General features: G+C 50.9%; 15 protein-coding genes and 1 pseudogene. 3 read left to right on the top strand and 13 right to left on the bottom strand.

Annotated features, from left to right (window positions below):
• Window positions 1-25 precede the first annotated feature (25 nt).
• The 9 genes and pseudogenes from bshC to K2F33_RS16905 form a co-directional block, all read right to left on the bottom strand.
• Window positions 26-1,656: pseudogene (bshC, locus tag K2F33_RS16945) on the bottom strand (bacillithiol biosynthesis cysteine-adding enzyme BshC).
• 143 nt (window positions 1,657-1,799) lie between these two features.
• On the bottom strand, window positions 1,800-2,729 hold the full coding sequence (locus K2F33_RS16940; RefSeq protein ID WP_076169841.1) for an ABC transporter ATP-binding protein: 930 nt from the start codon (window positions 2,727-2,729) through the stop codon (window positions 1,800-1,802).
• A complete protein-coding gene (locus K2F33_RS16935; protein ID WP_076169840.1) occupies window positions 2,726-3,721 on the bottom strand; it encodes an ABC transporter ATP-binding protein in 996 nt (331 codons plus the stop codon). Before K2F33_RS16935 ends, K2F33_RS16940 begins: the two co-directional genes overlap by 4 nt.
• Window positions 3,722-3,735: 14 nt before the next feature.
• Window positions 3,736-4,683 (bottom strand): ABC transporter permease, encoded by a 948-nt coding sequence (locus K2F33_RS16930; RefSeq protein ID WP_089548194.1) that lies wholly within the window; start codon window positions 4,681-4,683, stop codon window positions 3,736-3,738.
• A 2-nt stretch (window positions 4,684-4,685) separates the two neighbouring features.
• Window positions 4,686-5,618, bottom strand: a complete 933-nt coding sequence (locus K2F33_RS16925) for an ABC transporter permease (protein WP_076169838.1) — start codon at window positions 5,616-5,618, stop codon at window positions 4,686-4,688.
• A 234-nt stretch (window positions 5,619-5,852) separates the two neighbouring features.
• Window positions 5,853-7,526 (bottom strand): peptide ABC transporter substrate-binding protein, encoded by a 1,674-nt coding sequence (locus tag K2F33_RS16920; protein WP_076169837.1) that lies wholly within the window; start codon window positions 7,524-7,526, stop codon window positions 5,853-5,855.
• A gap of 165 nt (window positions 7,527-7,691) precedes the next feature.
• Window positions 7,692-8,084 carry a DUF3397 domain-containing protein gene (locus tag K2F33_RS16915; RefSeq protein WP_076169836.1) on the bottom strand — a complete coding sequence of 131 codons (393 nt, stop codon included), beginning with the start codon at window positions 8,082-8,084 and terminating at the stop codon, window positions 7,692-7,694.
• Between the two features lie 6 nt (window positions 8,085-8,090).
• Window positions 8,091-9,059: a ketopantoate reductase family protein gene (locus K2F33_RS16910; RefSeq protein ID WP_263877966.1), complete on the bottom strand. Its 969-nt coding sequence runs from the start codon at window positions 9,057-9,059 to the stop codon at window positions 8,091-8,093.
• Window positions 9,060-9,212: 153 nt separating this feature from the next.
• On the bottom strand, window positions 9,213-9,863 hold the full coding sequence (locus K2F33_RS16905) for an RsfA family transcriptional regulator (RefSeq protein ID WP_212984446.1): 651 nt from the start codon (window positions 9,861-9,863) through the stop codon (window positions 9,213-9,215).
• 329 nt (window positions 9,864-10,192) lie between these two features.
• On the opposite strand from K2F33_RS16905, the gene K2F33_RS16900 reads away from it, so the two are divergent.
• Complete coding sequence (locus K2F33_RS16900; RefSeq protein ID WP_076169833.1) at window positions 10,193-10,429, top strand: DUF2626 domain-containing protein; 237 nt, start codon at window positions 10,193-10,195, stop codon at window positions 10,427-10,429.
• Window positions 10,430-10,648: 219 nt separating this feature from the next.
• On the top strand, window positions 10,649-11,749 hold the full coding sequence (locus tag K2F33_RS16895) for a coiled-coil domain-containing protein (RefSeq protein ID WP_263877963.1): 1,101 nt from the start codon (window positions 10,649-10,651) through the stop codon (window positions 11,747-11,749).
• Window positions 11,750-11,788: 39 nt separating this feature from the next.
• On the opposite strand, the gene K2F33_RS16890 is transcribed toward K2F33_RS16895, so the two are convergent.
• On the bottom strand, window positions 11,789-13,009 hold the full coding sequence (locus tag K2F33_RS16890; RefSeq protein ID WP_263877961.1) for an extracellular solute-binding protein: 1,221 nt from the start codon (window positions 13,007-13,009) through the stop codon (window positions 11,789-11,791).
• A 423-nt stretch (window positions 13,010-13,432) separates the two neighbouring features.
• Entirely contained in the window at window positions 13,433-14,767 is a 1,335-nt protein-coding gene (locus K2F33_RS16885; protein ID WP_076169830.1) for a PhoH family protein, read from the bottom strand.
• A 48-nt stretch (window positions 14,768-14,815) separates the two neighbouring features.
• Between K2F33_RS16885 and K2F33_RS16880 the strand changes: the two genes are divergently transcribed.
• Window positions 14,816-15,439: a YhcN/YlaJ family sporulation lipoprotein gene (locus tag K2F33_RS16880; protein ID WP_306434088.1), complete on the top strand. Its 624-nt coding sequence runs from the start codon at window positions 14,816-14,818 to the stop codon at window positions 15,437-15,439.
• A gap of 272 nt (window positions 15,440-15,711) precedes the next feature.
• Here the strand turns inward: K2F33_RS16880 and K2F33_RS16875 are convergent, their stop codons facing one another.
• Window positions 15,712-16,791 (bottom strand): LCP family protein, encoded by a 1,080-nt coding sequence (locus K2F33_RS16875; RefSeq protein ID WP_076170148.1) that lies wholly within the window; start codon window positions 16,789-16,791, stop codon window positions 15,712-15,714.
• A 93-nt stretch (window positions 16,792-16,884) separates the two neighbouring features.
• Window positions 16,885-17,181, bottom strand: a complete 297-nt coding sequence (locus K2F33_RS16870) for a YlaH-like family protein (RefSeq protein ID WP_076169828.1) — start codon at window positions 17,179-17,181, stop codon at window positions 16,885-16,887.
• Window positions 17,182-17,216: the final 35 nt, after the last annotated feature.

Genomic DNA, 17,216 nt, shown 5'->3' with positions numbered 1-17,216 from the left:
CATTGCCTCCCTATCCTCTTATTGATTAACATTCGATAATGCGGTGCTCCGCCGTAAAATGATCCGAGGTGCGGATCAAATCATGAATCCATTCGAGGCCGTAGCGGTTTAAATAGTAGAAAATATTAAACACCCGTTCCTGCGGCTTGCCCAGCGGAAACAGGGAGACACCGATCCGGTCCCACTGCCGCAGCTCGGCTTCATGCTTCTTCTCCACCGCTTCGCGTGTTTTGCGTTCCAGATAAGAAATTTGCTCCAAAATTTTGCCCTTGTTTTTCTCGCTGAGCGGGATCAAACCGGACTGAATCGTACCCAGCTCGCGGATCAGCGGTTCGTACAGCTGCTCAAAAGCCCGGCGCGTCTCGGCGAATTTCGGCTCGATATGGAATTCCTCCTGGCTGGAAAGCCACTGCTGGCGGGCTTCTGCAAACCGGTGCTGAACATCCTGGAAGGTCACGCCGAACTTATCCATGTATTTCTGCAAGGCGCCTTCGATCAAGGTAAAGGACATTCGCGGCAGCAGGATCGGCATCCGGAGCCCAAGGATTTCGAAAGCCTGCTTCGTAATAGCCCAATAGGAAATTTCTCCTTGCCCAAGCACGGTACAGAGTACCGGGAACAGCGATTCCTGCATCATCGGGCGCGTCAGCACATTGTTGCTGAACCGCTCCGGATGAGTGCGAAGCTGCTCCAGCAGCTCACTCTGGCTTAAGCTGACGATCCCTTTGCGATCAGTGAACTTGCCATCCTGTTTATATAGCAGCAGACGGTTTCCTTCATATATATAGAACAAATTGGCCCCGCCGGCCGCAACTTCCGCCTGAAGCGAGTAGCCTTTGCCGGTAATACACGCCGCCGCCTGCTGATAAGCCTGTTCCAGCCCGTCGTTGCGCTCGATCATTTTTTCAAACACCGGAACTTCCAGCTTGCGCAGTTCAGGATCCGCCGAATCGAGCAGAATCAAGCCGTACTCGCCAAACAACCGGCCCAGCAGCTTGGCAAAAGCGTCGCTGAGATTATCCGACTGCTCCGACGCCTCATGGATCCATTTCAAAATCTCCGGCTTGTTTTCACTATCCGGAAGCCATCTGCCCAACTGGTCGAAGGACTGCTTCCATTCGTTTGGACCGATCGGAATCGCACTCACCGACGAGCGGGGTCCCGGCTTCGCTTCCATCTTGATTTTGGCGACCTTCAGCTCCGGTGTCATGACGTACGTATGGTTCACTTCATCGAAGTCATGGTCCTCACCCGCGATCCAGAAGACGGGCACCACCGGCCGGTTGAATTTCTTGGCCGCTTCTTGCGCCGACTGGATTATGGTCATGGCTTTATAGATCACCAGCAGCGAACCGGTAAACAATCCGCTCTGCTGCCCCCCACCACGGCCAGCGTTCCTTCCTTCGCCAGCAAATCCAGTGCATTATGTACCGCCTGATGGTTATTGTGCCGGCTGTTATACCGCCGTAAAACTTCTGCCAATTCGCCCCGGTTTACCCGGACGGACTCCGATTGGTCAAGCCATTCCACACGTTTCAGCCAGCTTGCTTCATCGCGAAAATCTTCACCGTATAAAGGCTGTACTTCGCTAAAACGGTTTATATAATCATCTGCAAGAGCCGAACCGCTCTTGAGTGAGTCGGAAACCACATTCATGGGTATGCCTCCTATTCTGTGCCCAATCACTTCCGTGCTTACTTTATACTACCGCAATCTTTCTTGATTGTAACCAATGTTGTTGTATCCGTCAAAGCAAACAAAAAACCGCCGGGATCACCCGGCGGTAAAGCTGTCATAGCTTAGGCATATGGAGCAGCGACCCAATGGCCTTTGGAAACTTCCACAAGTCTCGTGTCTTCCTGATCCGCTGCATCTCCGCCTTTAGCGGAGTGAATCGGACCCGACTTTTCGTCATTCATCAAGATCCGCTTCTTGTTCTCCTCCACTTCGGGATCCGGGATCGGAATCGCCGAGAGGAGCGTTTTTGTATACGGGTGAATCGGATTGGCGTACAGTTCCTCACTGTCGGCCAGCTCTACCATTTTGCCCAGGTACATCACCGCTACGCGGTCACTGATATGCTTGACCATCGACAGGTCATGGGCAATGAACAGATAGGTCAGCCCAAGCCGGTCCTGCAAATCCTTCAGCAGGTTGACGACCTGTGCCTGAATGGACACGTCCAGCGCCGAGATCGGCTCGTCGCAAATAATGAACTTCGGATTGACGGCAAGCGCACGGGCAATCCCGATCCGCTGCCGCTGACCGCCGGAGAACTCATGTGGATAACGGGTGGCATGGTCCGGATTCAGACCGACCATATCCAGCAATTCCTCCACGCGCTTCTTCCGCTCTTTGCGGCTGCCGGCCAGGTTGTGGATATCCAGCGCTTCGCCGATAATGTCCGACACGGTAAACCGCGGGTTCAAGGAAGCGTATGGATCCTGGAAAATCATCTGCATGTCGCGGCGCATCGCTTTCATCTTGGAAGGCGACAGCTTGTAAATATCCGTTCCGTTAAACTTGACGCTGCCGGCAGTCGGCTCGTACAGGCGGAGAATCGTACGGCCCGCGGTCGACTTGCCGCAGCCCGATTCGCCCACCATGCCGAGCGTTTCGCCTTCGCGGATGAAAAAGTTAATGTTGTCCACGGCTTTGACGATCTTGCCGCCGCCGACGTTAAAGTATTTCTTGAGGCCTTCGACTTCGATCAAATGGTTCTCTTTCATGACGATTGAACCTCCTTGGCCATCGGATGAAGATTCCAGCAGCGCGCCATTTGGGTGTCGCTGAATACCGTCGCTCCCGGATTGATCCGTTCGCATACTTTCATCGCTTCATCGCAGCGGGCGCAGAACGCGCAGCCGACCGGCGGTTTAATCAGGTCCGGCGGCGTACCGATAATCGGAATCAGCGGCTCGCCCTTCTTCTGGTCAAGACGCGGCATCGAACGCAGCAGGCCTTTCGTATACGGGTGCTGCGGGTTTTTGAAAATCTCCCACTTCGTCCCCGTCTCTACCACTTCACCGGCGTACATGACGATAACACGGTCACACATGCCGGCAACGACGCCGAGGTCATGCGTAATCAGGATAATGGAAGTTCCGAGCTTCTGCTGCATTTCCTTCATGACGTCCATGATTTGCGCCTGGATCGTCACATCCAGCGCTGTTGTCGGTTCGTCGGCGATCAGGAGCGCCGGGCGGCACGCCAAAGCGATTGCAATCATGACGCGCTGGCGCATCCCGCCGGAGAATTCGTGAGGGTATTGATTGAAGCGTTCTTCTGGGTTCTTGATGCCGACAAGTCTCAGCATTTCCAAACCGCGCTCTTTCGCTTCCGCGGAGGACAGCTTTTGATGCTTGATCAGAACCTCGGTAATTTGCTTGCCGACCTTAATCGTCGGATTCAGGGAAGTCATCGGATCCTGGAAAATCATGCCGATGTCTTTCCCGCGGATCGCTTCCATTTCTTTATTGGTTTTCTTCAGAATATCTTCGCCCTGGAAAATAATCTGACCGCTCTTGATGTCAGAAGGAGGAGACGGGATCAAGCGCATGATCGTCTGCGCGGTCACACTCTTACCACTGCCGGACTCACCGACGATCGCCACCGTTTCTCCTCTGCCTATTTCAAAATTCATGCCGCGGACGGCTTTGACTTCGCCGCCTTTGACGTGAAAGGATACATGCAGGTCTTTTACTTGTAAAATCGGCTCCATGATCTCACCTCCTGTTATTTCAATTTCGGATCGAGCGCATCGCGGAGGCCATCACCGAAAATGTTAAATGCGAGCATTGTCAAACTGATCAGAATGGCCGGGAACAGCATCCGCCAAGGATAGTACATCCAGCCAGTCAGTGCGTCGTTGACCATCGAACCGAGCGAAGCGATCGGTGCCCGGACACCGAGACCGAGGAAGCTAAGGAAGGCTTCCGAGAAAATCGCGTTCGGTACCGACAGCGTCAAGGTGACGATGATCGGACCAACCGCATTCGGCAGCAGGTGGCGGAACAGCAGCCGGCCGGAGCCTGCTCCCATGGAGCGGGATGCCAGAACGTATTCCCTGTTCTTCAGCTGCATGATTTCACCGCGGACGATCCACGACATGTTAATCCAGCCGGTAATGGTCAGCGCCAGAATAATCGTTCCGATACTCGGCTCAAAGACGACGAGCAGCAGAATCGTAACCAGCATATAAGGAATGGAATACAAAATTTCGGAAAACTTGTTCATGATGGCGTCGACGCGTCCACCAAAATACCCCATGATGCCGCCGTAAATGACACCGATCAAGAGGTCAATGAGTGCGGCAGCCAGGCCGACGACCAAGGAAATACGGGCGCCCATCCACGTCCGGACGAACATATCGCGGCCCAAGTCGTCGGTGCCGAACCAGTGCTCCTTGGAAGGAGGCTGATTCGTGGCCAGCAAATCGTTGGTTGCCGAATCGAATTTTGAAATGATTGGCCCGATAATCGCAGCCAGAATGATCAAGATGAGAACGACCAAGCTCGCCATGGCGAGTTTATTTTTACGTAGACGCTGCCACGCGTCTCTCCACGCCGAAATACTTTCCCGCTGAATAATTTCAGCCTCTTTCTCATCGGTACCGATTTTCCGGAAGTCTTCAGGCGTCAGCTCTACGTTGTTATTCATCAAGGTTGGATCCTGTACAGCCATCGTTAGCCCTCCTTCCCGCCGGTTAATTTAATGCGCGGATCAACCAGCACGTATACGATATCGGTGATGAAACGGGCCAGCATCAGCAGTACGCCGTAGAAAATCGTCACACCCATAATCATCGTGTAATCCCGGTTGGTAATACATTCGACGAACACTTTACCAATCCCGCCGATGCCGAAAATCTGCTCGATAACGACGGAACCCGTAATGACGTTGGCGGTCATCGGTCCGATATAAGTGACCACCGGCAAAATGCCGTTACGGATCACGTGCTTGAACATAATGGTCATCCAGTTGAGGCCTTTGGCCTTGGCTGTCTTGATATAATCCGCATGCAGCACTTCGAGCATGCTCGAGCGCGTCAAGCGGGCGATAAAGGCAATCGGCTGCGCCGACAACGCGGCGACCGGCAGAACGTAGTCAAGCGGGCCGTCAAAGCCCATGACGTTGAACCAGCCCAGCTTCTGCGCAAACAGATACTGGATCAGCGATGCCAGCACGAAGCTCGGAACGGCGATGCCCAGCACCGCCAGCACCATGGCGATATTATCAATTAGCTTTCGGTGGTACAGCGCGGCGAGCATGCCGAGGAGCACACCGACAATTACGGAAATAACGATGGCGAAGATACCCAGTTTCAGGGATGCAGAGAAGGTCTGCAGAATAATGCCCCCTACCTCCTGGTTCTGATGCTTCATGGAAATCCCAAGGTCACCTGTTGCAATATCCCCCAAGTATTTGAAGTATTGCTGATATACCGGCTTGTCCAATCCATACTGTTCCATCAGCCGGGCTTGGATTTCAGGCGGTACATTTTTCTCGGACATAAAAGGGTTACCAGGAATGGCCTTCATCAGAAAAAATGTAGCCGATATCAAAATAAAGAGCGATACCAGCATATAGAAAAACTTGCTCAGTACGTAACGTACCATGTCCGATTTACCCTCCCCGCTAAACTTCATATAACATGGCACCAACCATCGCGGACCATATTTTAATTTTAAAGAATGCCGAATCTATTTGTCCATGCTATATATTTCAAATTGAAGAAATCCTTGGTAAAGATATATACTAAGCAAAAAAAACGGGATATATATGGAAGCTCCACACATATATCCCGAACAGTATTTATCAAGCTAAGCTGCTTTTGTTAGACCATTCGAAATTTATTCGAAATAAGCTCTTGTAAAGTCTACTTGACCGGCATAGTCAATAACAACGCCTTTAAGATTCGGTTTGATCAAGGCAACGTTTGTATAGTAGTAAATTGGCAGCACGACCTGCTGATCTTTAATAATCATCGTTTCAGCCTTTTTAAAATCTTCCATACGTTTTGCTGTGTCAGGTGTAGAGAATGCGTCTTTGATCAAAGCATCATACTCTTTGTTTTTGAAGCCGGAATCGTTGTTGCCGCTGGTCGAAGTCCACAGATCGAAGAAAGTCATCGGATCGTTGTAGTCCGGGCTCCAGCCGGCACGTGCGATTTGGTAGTTCAGGTTTTGACGGTTCTTGAGGAACACGCCCCATTCTTGGTTTTCGGTTTTCACTTCAACGCCAAGATTTTTCTTCCACATATCTGCAATGGCAAGCGCAATTTTCTTATGCTTGTCATCGGAGTTGTAGATCAAAGTGATCGGAGGAAGCGTCGTGTATCCTTCTTCCTGCATGCCTTCAGCAAGCAGCTTCTTGGCTTCTTCCATATCTTCGGTGAAGAAATCGTCCTTGAACTCGGTACGGTATTCACCCTTGTCACCGGAAATGCCTGGCGGCACGAATCCGAACGCAGGGGTTTCTTCACTCATCGTTACTTTATCGACGATATCCTGACGGCTGATGGCCATCGAGAACGCCTTACGGATTTTTACGTTGTCAAACGGTTTCGCTGTTGTGTTGAACACGTAGTAGTAAATGCTGCCGATCGGTTTCAAATCGAGCTCGTCCTTCAGCTCGTTCTTCACTGCAGGCATTTGGTCCGTAGGAATCGTTCCGTTCGGGTTACCTGCGTAGTCAAGCTGGCCTGCCTTATAGCTGGACAGTTCCGTTGCGCTGCTGTTGGACAGCGACATCGTAACCTTGGTCAGCTTGATGTTCTGGTTATCCCAGTAGTTTGCGTTTTTGGTCACTTCGATCTTCTGACCGGTTGTCCAAGTTGTGAGCGTGAATGGTCCGTTCGTTACCATCAGCTTCGGATCGGTTGCCCATTTGGCGTTGTCTTTCACCGATTGATGCACCGGATAGAACGTGTAGAACGAAGTCAGACCCAGGAAATAAGGAGTCGGATTGTTCAGGGTTACTTCCAGTGTGTTGTCATCTGTCGCTTTTACGCCAACTTGGTTAAAGTCGGTAATTTTTTTGCTGTTATAGTCTTCTGCGCCTTTAATGTAATAAAGCTGATATGCATAAGGCGGTGCTGGGCTTGTAGCCGGATTCAAAACCCGCTCCCAAGCGAAGACGAAGTCTTTTGCCGTTACAGGGTCGCCGTTGCTCCACTTCGCGTCTTTACGCAGATGGAACACGTACTTCAGACCGTCGGAGGAAACATCCCACTTCTCGGCAACACCCGGAATCGGGTTGTTATCCTTGTCAATACGCACAAGGCCTTCGTACATCATTTTCAGTACGGTGTTAGCTTGAGTGTCCTGGGCTTGCGCCGGGTCAAACGTTGGCGGCTCAGCGCTCAGGTTAATGTGAAGTACTTGTTCTTTAGCAGCCGACGAACTTCCTTTGTCGCCGCCGCTAGCCGTGCTTCCGCCATTGTCATTCTTGGAACCGCACCCAGCAAGTACAGTGCCAACAACGAGGATCAGCGTCAGAAGCATGAGCAGGCTTTTCCTTTTCATTAACTGTTCCCCCTAAAGGTAAATTAATTATGTGTATGGTAAGAAATTATACAACCAGTGGTCAAAAAAATCTACACAGAAAAACATGAAAATTTTACTTTCTTGTGACAAACGGCCAAAAACAAGGGTTTTTCCAGTCATTTTGTTGATTAAAATTGTAAAATATTAGGCCCCAGTCTGTATTATGTATTTAAAAATACCGATTAATGTAAAGATGATGTAGCTTGCACTCATGAGCATAAAGGACATTCTCCATACGACTTTGGCGATTTTCCTGGCATCAATCCTGCCTTTGAGCCGGTTCTGCGCCCCGCCGATCAACCCCACCGCGATGAGCATGAACAAGAGGATCAAATAAAAGCCGAACCGGGTATGGAACGTATTGTTGAACAGCGCCGCAACGGAAAAGATCAAAAACAATGTAGTGACGTCCATGGCCAGCAGCAGCGCGCGGTTTCTGCTGTTTTTCCGCCAGTAATATCCTCCTAAATACACGAGCAAAAACGGGAAAAACGGAAGGATGCTCAAAAAAATAAATGAATTTCTCAAGAAATCCAAGATTCCTCACTCCTCCTCTGCGATTAATCCTTCGATGAGCCGGGTCACCAGCTCGTTGACAGGAGCCTGAACCCCCGCCTTCAGCGCCATGTCCGCGATGCTTCCATTAATCCAGCCGATTTCCGTCGGCGAACCGGCAAGCACATCCTTCAGCATGGACGAGGTATTCCCGGAAGTCGCTCTGCACACATTCAATATTTGATCCCACATGTCTTCTTCATACCGGATTCCGCATGCGTCGTAAACGGTCAGCGTCTCTTCATACAATTCCTTCATCAGCTTCAACCTCGCCGGACTTTTCAACAGCTCTCCGTTCGGAATCCTCCAGAGTGCGGTCAGCGGATTGATCACCGCGTTGATCAGCAATTTACGAAACATCATGTTATCGATGTCATTCGACAATACCGGGTAAAATCCTGCTTGTTTTAGGGCCTGAACAAGATTTAACCATCGGCCGCCAATCTTGTTGGAGACATGCCCTATACCGCTCTCGCCGATCACCGTATCCCCGGATCCCGCATGAAACACTTCTGTATACGATGTTCTCTTTGCACCTTCAGTCGTCACCGCAGCCAGCATAGTCCATCCGGGCAGTATCGCCTTCAGCCTGTCCATATGCCCGTAGCCGTTTTGAAAACAAACGACGACCGGCCGGCTGGATCCTTGCGGAAGCCTGACTTGTGATAAATAGCGGCATACCGCCTCCGTATCCTTTTGTTTGGTCATCACAAGCACATAATCTCCCGGCTTCGTCTCCCAAGCTTGTCCGAGCTGTTCGACCGTACCGGATTGAAAATGCGCGGGGTCCACCTTTAATCCGCTCTCACCGTCTTTGGCGATATGAATACCGGAATGACGGAGCTCCTCCGCCTGCCCAGCGCTGCGGCTCCAGATCCGCACCCGGCTGCCGGACCCGGCCAATTTTCCCCCAAACAGCAGTCCGAGCGATCCCGCGCCCACAATATCGATCAGCATTAGCCTGCCCTCCGTGTCTAATGGTTACTATCCGTGCCCCTATTATAGCGCATCCGGCATCACATAAGGCTTACACGCACGAAAAAACCCGTTCGGTCTGCGCAAACTTCACGCATCCGCACGGGATCTGTATTGCATCGTTGCGTATGACTTTTACTCAATCCGCTCCAGATTGCCGTTGGCATCCATCTTGAACCGCGACTTCAGTTCCTCGTCCTCTTCGTTCAAAAAGGCAAGCCTCCGTGCCCGGTCCATAATTTGAATAAGCGCTTTGTAGTCGTCATTAACGACCCTGTAATCGGTTTGGACTTCACTGACTTCCCTGGAGAGCCGCTCGTTGATCCTTCTCAAATTGTTCAGCTCTTCTTCCTTTTCACGGAGCTCCTTCTCCAGCATTTTCAGCTGGCGTCCGTTTTCCTGGAGGCTTCCTTTCCACTGCTTCAAAAAGCGGATGACCGCATCGATGGAGAGTGTCTCTTCACTGGCTCCCTCCATTTTGTAATAACCCGCCTCAGCTTCGGACAGACCTAAACCGGCCACCTGGATCCCCGAATTTGCCGGCTGCTTCTTATAGTAGCTCCGTTTCTGGCGCTGCGTCTTGGCCAGGCTGATTGCTTCCTCATACTTTTTACGGACACAGCTGTTCCATCGGAATCCGCAGGCTGCCGCCGTCCTTCCGATTTTTTCGCCTACTTCCTCAAAAGCGGCCAGCTGAGTGCTTCCTTCACGGATATGCCTTAAGGTTACTTCCGCCAAAATAAGGTCATCCTCGCTGCTCCATGCATCTTGTCTAACTGCTGTCATGCAACAAAACCCTCCTAACAACATCCTAAAATAACCCGTCTCCATAACCGGATTGTTCACCGGGTACTGAATAAGGTATAACAGCTGCTTATTTTCATTTCTATGCTTCTCATAGAGTTCATAGAATCTATTTGATACTAAATTGTATTGCCAATTTGCAAAGTGCTCATACCCTCATATTGGAAATTTGCCGATGCATGGCGATGTATACTTTGTCATCATGGGACCACAATAATAAAAAGCAACTTTTTCGTTTACACAATTTTGGGTTAACGATATAATGATACGTAGCTTAGCTATGACCGTACATAAGGAGAGGGGGATATAACGTGGCACGCATGTTTCGAGTACTCGGGTTCTTTACGCTCGCAATCGGGCTTATGGCATATGCCGGCAACATGGTCGAGATGGCTCTGTTGTTCTTCGTACAGACCGCATTTTTCGTCATCTTGGGGTATCTGAAATTTACGGAGAGAACTTACATTCTTCTCTTCTGGGGCTATATGATCGTGACGTTTACCGGTTTCAGCTATTGGACAGTATTCAAAATGGGCTTACCGCTTTAATCCGATCATTAGAGAACCCAAAGGAAAGCGATCCGACATCCAATGCCGGGTCGCTTTTTTCGCTTTTGCCGACTTTTATCGGGGGCACTTGCATAAATCTGTATCTGCCTGCTGGGGTTATTTGGCTTGCCAAATCTGACAGGCTCCAAGAGAGATGATATTTTTTACCGTTGAATCATATATTTACAATGGACAACCATGGGGGAGGGATCAAATCCATTGAAGCCTTACAATCGACGCCTGCGAATCCTCTGCCTGCTTCTGCCGATGCTCTGCCTGTCGCTGCTCCGCCCCATACCTGAACTTCGGGCCGACCCGTCCGCCGGCGCCAGCACAGACGACCGAGAAATATTGCAGAACAGCCTGTCTGTTGTGGAAATCGACCGAGAGATTGAGCGGATTACTGCGCAGCAGGAGACCATCCAGCAGGAGCTGAACAAGCTGTCCGGGCAGCTGGAAGACAAGCTGCTTCAGATCCAGGATCAGCAGAGCCGCGCGGGAGCCGTCATTCGTTCTTATTACATGGGGGAAAGGGAAGGCCTGCTCGTTGCCGTGCTGTCCGCTAAAGATCTGGGCAGCCTCATTCATATGTATGATGTCTACGATATGATTATGGAGCATGACCGCACGGTTCTTGATGCGTATCAATCGGAGTACAAGGAGATTAAAAACACGAAGCTGGCCATGGAGAAAAAGACGGCCGATTTGGAAGAAATGAAGTCCAATCTCATTGAGCAGCGGGCACGGGTATCGGCCCTGCAGCAAAAGGTCGATCAGGGAATCGCCTCCAGCAGCGATCCGGAAGCGCTCAAGAACATGATTGAGGAATTTACGCTTTATTGGGAAAATGTCGGGCTTAACGAGGTAAAAACCTATTTTAACGCGCTCGCCTCAGCCATGAACGACCTCCCGGAGTTTATCCAGAATCAGGACGGAGCGATCCGCACCAACGGAACGACCTATAATATCGACATCAAGGAGGACGATCTGAACGCTTTCCTCCGCTCCAAAAACGATCTGTTCAAACAGTTTGCCTTCCACTTTGGCGAAGACGAGATTACGGCCTCCGGCCAAAGCGGCACGCTGTCCCTCGAAGTTCAGGGCCACTACAGCGTCGAGGAGCAGCCGCAGAACTCCATCATGTTCCATGTGGATAAGCTCGTATTTAACGGCTATGAACTGCCCGATACGACATGCCGCCAAATGGAGGAAGAGTTCGATTTGGGATTTTATCCGCAGCAAATCGTCTCCTTCGTGAAGGCGACCGAGGTGAAAAGTACGGATAAAAACCTCCATGTCACCCTTAAGCTGTCCATGTAACACAAAAAAGCCGGAGACGAACTGCCCGCGAGTATCGGATCAGCTTCCTCCGGCTTCCCCTCTTACAGCCTCAACGTAATCTGCGGCCGCAGATTTGCCTGTAATATAATCGCCTGATGCTTTGACAAACACATCCCATTTCGCCTGCAGCCTGCCTGTGTCCTTATCGGTACCTGCCGTCTGAAGCAGGGAGTTGAGATGGAACGGCAGCCCGGCCGGATTGAATACCGTATCGTCGTACAGGCTCTTCAGCGCCGGAAGTTTACCTGTAGCCTGATACCATTCCTGTTGAACGACTGCCGAGCTCATATACGCGATCCATTCGGCCGCTTCTTTGGCATGCTGCGATCCCGCCGATACGGCGTAGCTTCGGCTGCGCAGGAGCGACGGATAGATGGCGTACAGCTGCTCGGGCATCCGCAGTTCCGTATTTACTGTCTGAGACTTTGCCGCTTCCGAAACGGCGGAAATGGTTAGCGGAAGCTGGGCTCCGTCAGTGCCTTGCTCGGTCTGATCGATTTGCATGAATACGCGGGCCTTGTCGATCCATTCCAGGGATGCCTGGCTCGGGCTTAACGGATCGGTGCCCAGTGCTCCCATCAAAGCTGCAGCATCATAGCCGTCCCCGGACGAAATCTCAAGCAGCTGCTGATGTCCTCGGTTCTTCGCTTTGCTCAGCAGCTCTTTCCAACTGCTTATACCGCCTGGAATATCCGTCACTCCAAGCGAATTCAGCGCTTTCATATTCCATGCCAGCACATAAGGATCCATGTCGGCGGGCGTTCCCCACTGGTAGCCGTTCCATTCCACCTCTTGCAGCAGCGGGTTGATGGTATCACTATCCGCACGATTGCTTGTATAGAATTCGACTGGCAGCAGGTAGCCTCGGGAAGCCATCGGGCGGACCCACGAGCTGTTGATGAGCATGACATCGGGGCCTTCCCCTACGGCCAAAGCGGACGTCAGCTGAAGGTACGCATCGGCATCCGGGATGTTGTTCAATTCCACCGTGGCCCCGGTATCGGTGACATATGTATGATTCAGCTCCTCGAGCTGCTTAAAATCCTCATCGCTCAGGTGCACGGTGACCCGGATGGGGGATTGGGACGTTCGCTCTTGTGTGGAAGGCTGCGGAAACAGAGACGCGTCATCTTCCTCTTCATGACCCGATGGGGTCTGCGATAAATCCTGCCCCTGGGATAAAGCGGTTAAAGAGAGCAGCAAAATGGCAAACAGAAGCCAGTAATTTTTCCGCCTCAAGTCTCTAGGCCTCCCTTCACAATACTTATACAATATTTTAGCAAATTCATAGGGCGCTTGTCCTATTTTTTTCTGGAAATGTTTAACGGACGGGCAAGAAATAAGCCGATGAGCCACACCATGAGGCTAACTACGAATCTACGCCTGCGAATGTCCTTATTGTAATTCGAGTATATTTGATCCGGTGCCTGAAATTGTTAAAACTAAAGAAAGACGTCTATCGACATATCTTCTAAGAAGACTGACCGCTTTAAGTGGAAATTTCCTTGCGAGATCAAGAAGTGGAGGCTCTGAAACTGATACGTTCTGATCCCCTCTAAAAAAGCCCCCAGCCGGTTCCAATGAACCGGACAAGGGGGGTTCTTTTTTATGTGCTGGCAGGTGGTGGCATCATTTCTCGGGAAATAGTACCCGCTTATGAAATCACAGCAGATCGGCTGCGAGCTGGGCCAGCTTGGAGCGCTCGCCCTTTTCCAAGGTAATGTGCCCGCTGATCCCTTCCTGCTTGAATTTCTCCACGATATATGACAGGCCGTTGCTCGATGCATCCAGATACGGGTGATCGATTTGCTCGGGGTCCCCCATCAGAATAATCTTGCTTCCCTCCCCTACCCTGGAGACGATCGTTTTTACTTCGTGGCGGGACAGGTTCTGGGCTTCGTCCACGATGATAAACTGGCCGGGGATGGAGCGTCCGCGGATATACGTAAGCGCCTCGACCTGAATGCTGCCCAGACCCATTAAAATTTTATCGATATCGCCCGACTTTTTCGTATCAAACAAAAACTCCAGGTTGTCGTAAATCGGCTGCATCCACGGACGGAGCTTCTCTTCTTTCTCACCGGGCAGATAACCGATATCCTTGCCCATCGGAACGACCGGCCTTGCGATCAGCAGCTTTTTGTACTTATGCTCATCTTCGACCTTCATCAGCCCGGCTGCCAAGGCAAGCAGCGTTTTGCCCGTACCGGCCTTTCCGGTAATCGTTACGATCGGAATATCGTCGTTCAGCAGCAGCTCCAGCGCCATGCGCTGTTGTGCATTGCGTGCGCTGATTCCCCATACGGACTCATTGCTCAAAAAGAGCGGTTCCAGCCGGAGCGCATCCGTATTCACCTTCAGCAAGGCCGATTTCGTGCTCCCCATCTCGTCCTTTAGGATGACGAATTCATGCGGATACAGCGGATATGGCAGCTGCAGCGGCTTGATGGACAAAAAACGGTACGAATAAAACTCGTCGATGATGGAAGGATGCACCTTAAGCGTAGAATATCCGGTATACAGATCTCCGGGACCTACGGTGCGGTCGGATAAGTAATCCTGGGTCACCAGACCAAGCACGTCCGCCTTGATGCGAACGAGCACGTCCTTGCTTACCAGCACTACCGACGTCGGGTCCTCCTTGCCCTGCTCCTCCAGATGATAATTTAAGGCGACTGCCAAAATGCGGTTATCATTGGACATTTCGCCGAACATTTCTTGTACTTTCACAAAACTGCGGTGATTCAGCTCCACTTTCAGGCTGCCTTTGTTTTCCAGAAGCACCCCGCTGTGCAAATGGCCGCCGTTTTCCCTCAATCCGTCCAGCAGGCGGGACACCGTCCGCGCATTTCTCCCGATTTCGTCGGCATTCCGTTTCTTGGAGTCTATTTCTTCCAGTACGACGGCCGGAATCACGACTTCATGTTCATCAAACGCAAATATTGCCCGGGGATCATGCAGCAGCACATTGGTATCCAGTACAAATATCTTTCTCATACTTTCTCCCTCCACTGAACTCATAATAAACACATAAATTATTTCGTCATGGACATCCTAAGTTACAACCCGTCATGCCAATTTATGACCTGGAAAGGACGATCACATATGAGAATGTTTTTGCTCGTTGTGTTAACTATGGCTCTACTGAGCGGTTGTAATCATCAGAACACTGCATCACCCTCTCCTCAAAGTCAACAGGGGCCGACAGCCGCATCAACCGGCGACCATCACCGCCTTTCACTCCGGTCTGCAGGAAACACAGCCGTGCGTTCCGCAGAAGATACAACGGACCTGGCTTTAAAAGACCATTTGGAAAACATCGCCGAAAAGGTGAACGGTGTGAAAAAAGCGCATGCAGTCGTGTTAGGCAATACTGCCGTAGTGGGCATCGACGTAGACGGCAATTTGACGCGTTCCCGAGTCGGAACCATCAAATATACCGTTGCCGAAGCACTCAAAAAGGATCCTCGGGGCAAAAACGCCCTCGTGACGGCCGATATGGATTTATCCAGCCGGATTGCCGAAATCGGTCAGCATATTCAAAAAGGGGAACCCGTATCGGGATTCGCTTCCGAACTGGCGGATATTGTCGGCCGGATTGTGCCGCAGCTCCCGCGCGATGTCAAATCGCGTCAGAACAGCCCTTCTTCGCCAAGCCCAACCCGCTAAAGTATAGGACAGGCGAAATACCAGCCGAATCAACAAATTTTGCAAAAAAAGAAAAAAGCCCAGTGATCAGATCACTAGGCTTTTTTGCATGGCGCGTCAAAACATACACCGGATTCAGCAGAAGTCGGCACAGAGAGATGAACAGCTGGTTGACGTTGTATTTCATATATTGGAGTCCACTTCGTAACCGTCTCGGACATCGCACTGACCTCCTGTACAGTTTCCATTGTACTCTAGTATATTATATGTCGTCCCAAAACTTGCACCCAACTTTACGGATTCGAGCTTTCATCCGCTGAAGTACCGGCTTCCACGGCAGCCTTGCCGGCAAGCTCGTCCTTCAATGCCTGCTTTGCTTTATCCAGCTCGTCATCGTCTACATACACATAAGGACTTTTCCAGTTGCCGGTAATCGGCATGAATTTGACGTCTTCTTTTTTAATTTTCCAATAGGTTGCAATCATGTTCTTCAATTGATCCTTCTCGATGTCGGTTTCCATGTTGTTATTCATGGCATCCAGCACTCCGCCCAGGCTCGTAACGCCCTTGAACGTCTGCATCTTGTCGATCAGGGAGTGAAGAACTTCGTTCTGTCTGCGGTTGCGGTCAAAATCGTCGGAAGCGTCCGTTCTCGGACGGCAGTTGGACTTCCGGTAGCGCACAAAATCGAGCGCCTGCTTCCCGTTCAGTTCCTGCTCACCCTTCTTCAGGTTGATGTCCGTTCCGTCAGCTTTATCCCGGTAGCACATGTTCTTGTCGACTGTCACGTCAACGCCGCCCAGTGCATCTACCGCATCACGGAAGGCCTGGAAATTCAGCACCGTCACGTAATCGATATCGATGTCCAAATACTTGGAGAACATCGTCTTCATCTCATCGGTCGCCTTGATCCCGGATTGCTTCTCATCGGCCAGGAAATTCGGATAATAGGCATTGGCCTTGTTCTCCCGGTAGCCCTTCAGCTCGATCTTGGTATCGCGCGGAACCGACACTAACGTTGCCGATTTCGTATCCGGATTAAAGGCGGCGATCATGATGACGTCAGACAGGTGTGTCTTCGTCTCCGGACGATAGTCCGTTCCAAGCAGCAGCATTGTGATCGGTTTGACCTTGGCGGATTGGGAAGGAGCGACCGGTGCATCTACACCTGTGTCCAGAACGCCATGATCCGCTTTATAGTACAAATATCCCGCGTATCCCGCTACGGCGAGTACAGCTAATATAATCAGAATCAATACGAATTTCAAAAACGTTTTGAACCCGCTTTTCTTCTTTTTCTTCTTTGGAGGCACTTTCCCTTTCGGGGTGCCGCCATGAGATCTTGGAGGTAGACTCGTATTGCTGGGACTCATCTCAAACACCTTTTTCATTTATTTTGAGGTAATCTCTCTATAAACGATGACGACCTTCGTAATGTTGCAAAGAGCCGGGCCACAGCGGGCGCGTTACACCCGCTTGGCAGCCGCTTCGGCTTTCTTCTTCTGCCGCGCTTCCACGAAATAGCGGATGCGCACCGTGAACATCAGAGCTACCGCGACAAGCAGACATTGGATGATCGGAAGCTTGTCGTGCTGAAAAATCAGCAGCATCCCGGAGCCGATGGCCATCAGAATATACAGCAGAATCTCTTTGAGAAGCGGAAGCTTCTGTTTGACCCGAAACACCTTGTTGTATACATAGGTGATCAGCACAAAGATGATGATGTAGGAGATAATCGGATGCGCTGCTAACCAAGCTTGCACGGACAGTTCACTCCTTCCAGAAATGAGGTGAGGAC

The sequence above is a fragment of the Paenibacillus sp. PSB04 genome, assembly GCF_025809195.1.
In the GTDB taxonomy this organism is placed as follows: Bacteria; Bacillota; Bacilli; order Paenibacillales; family Paenibacillaceae; genus Paenibacillus_AQ; species Paenibacillus_AQ favisporus.
The sequence above is the reverse complement of the archived record's forward strand: the minus strand, read 5'-3'. Positions and strand labels throughout refer to the sequence as shown.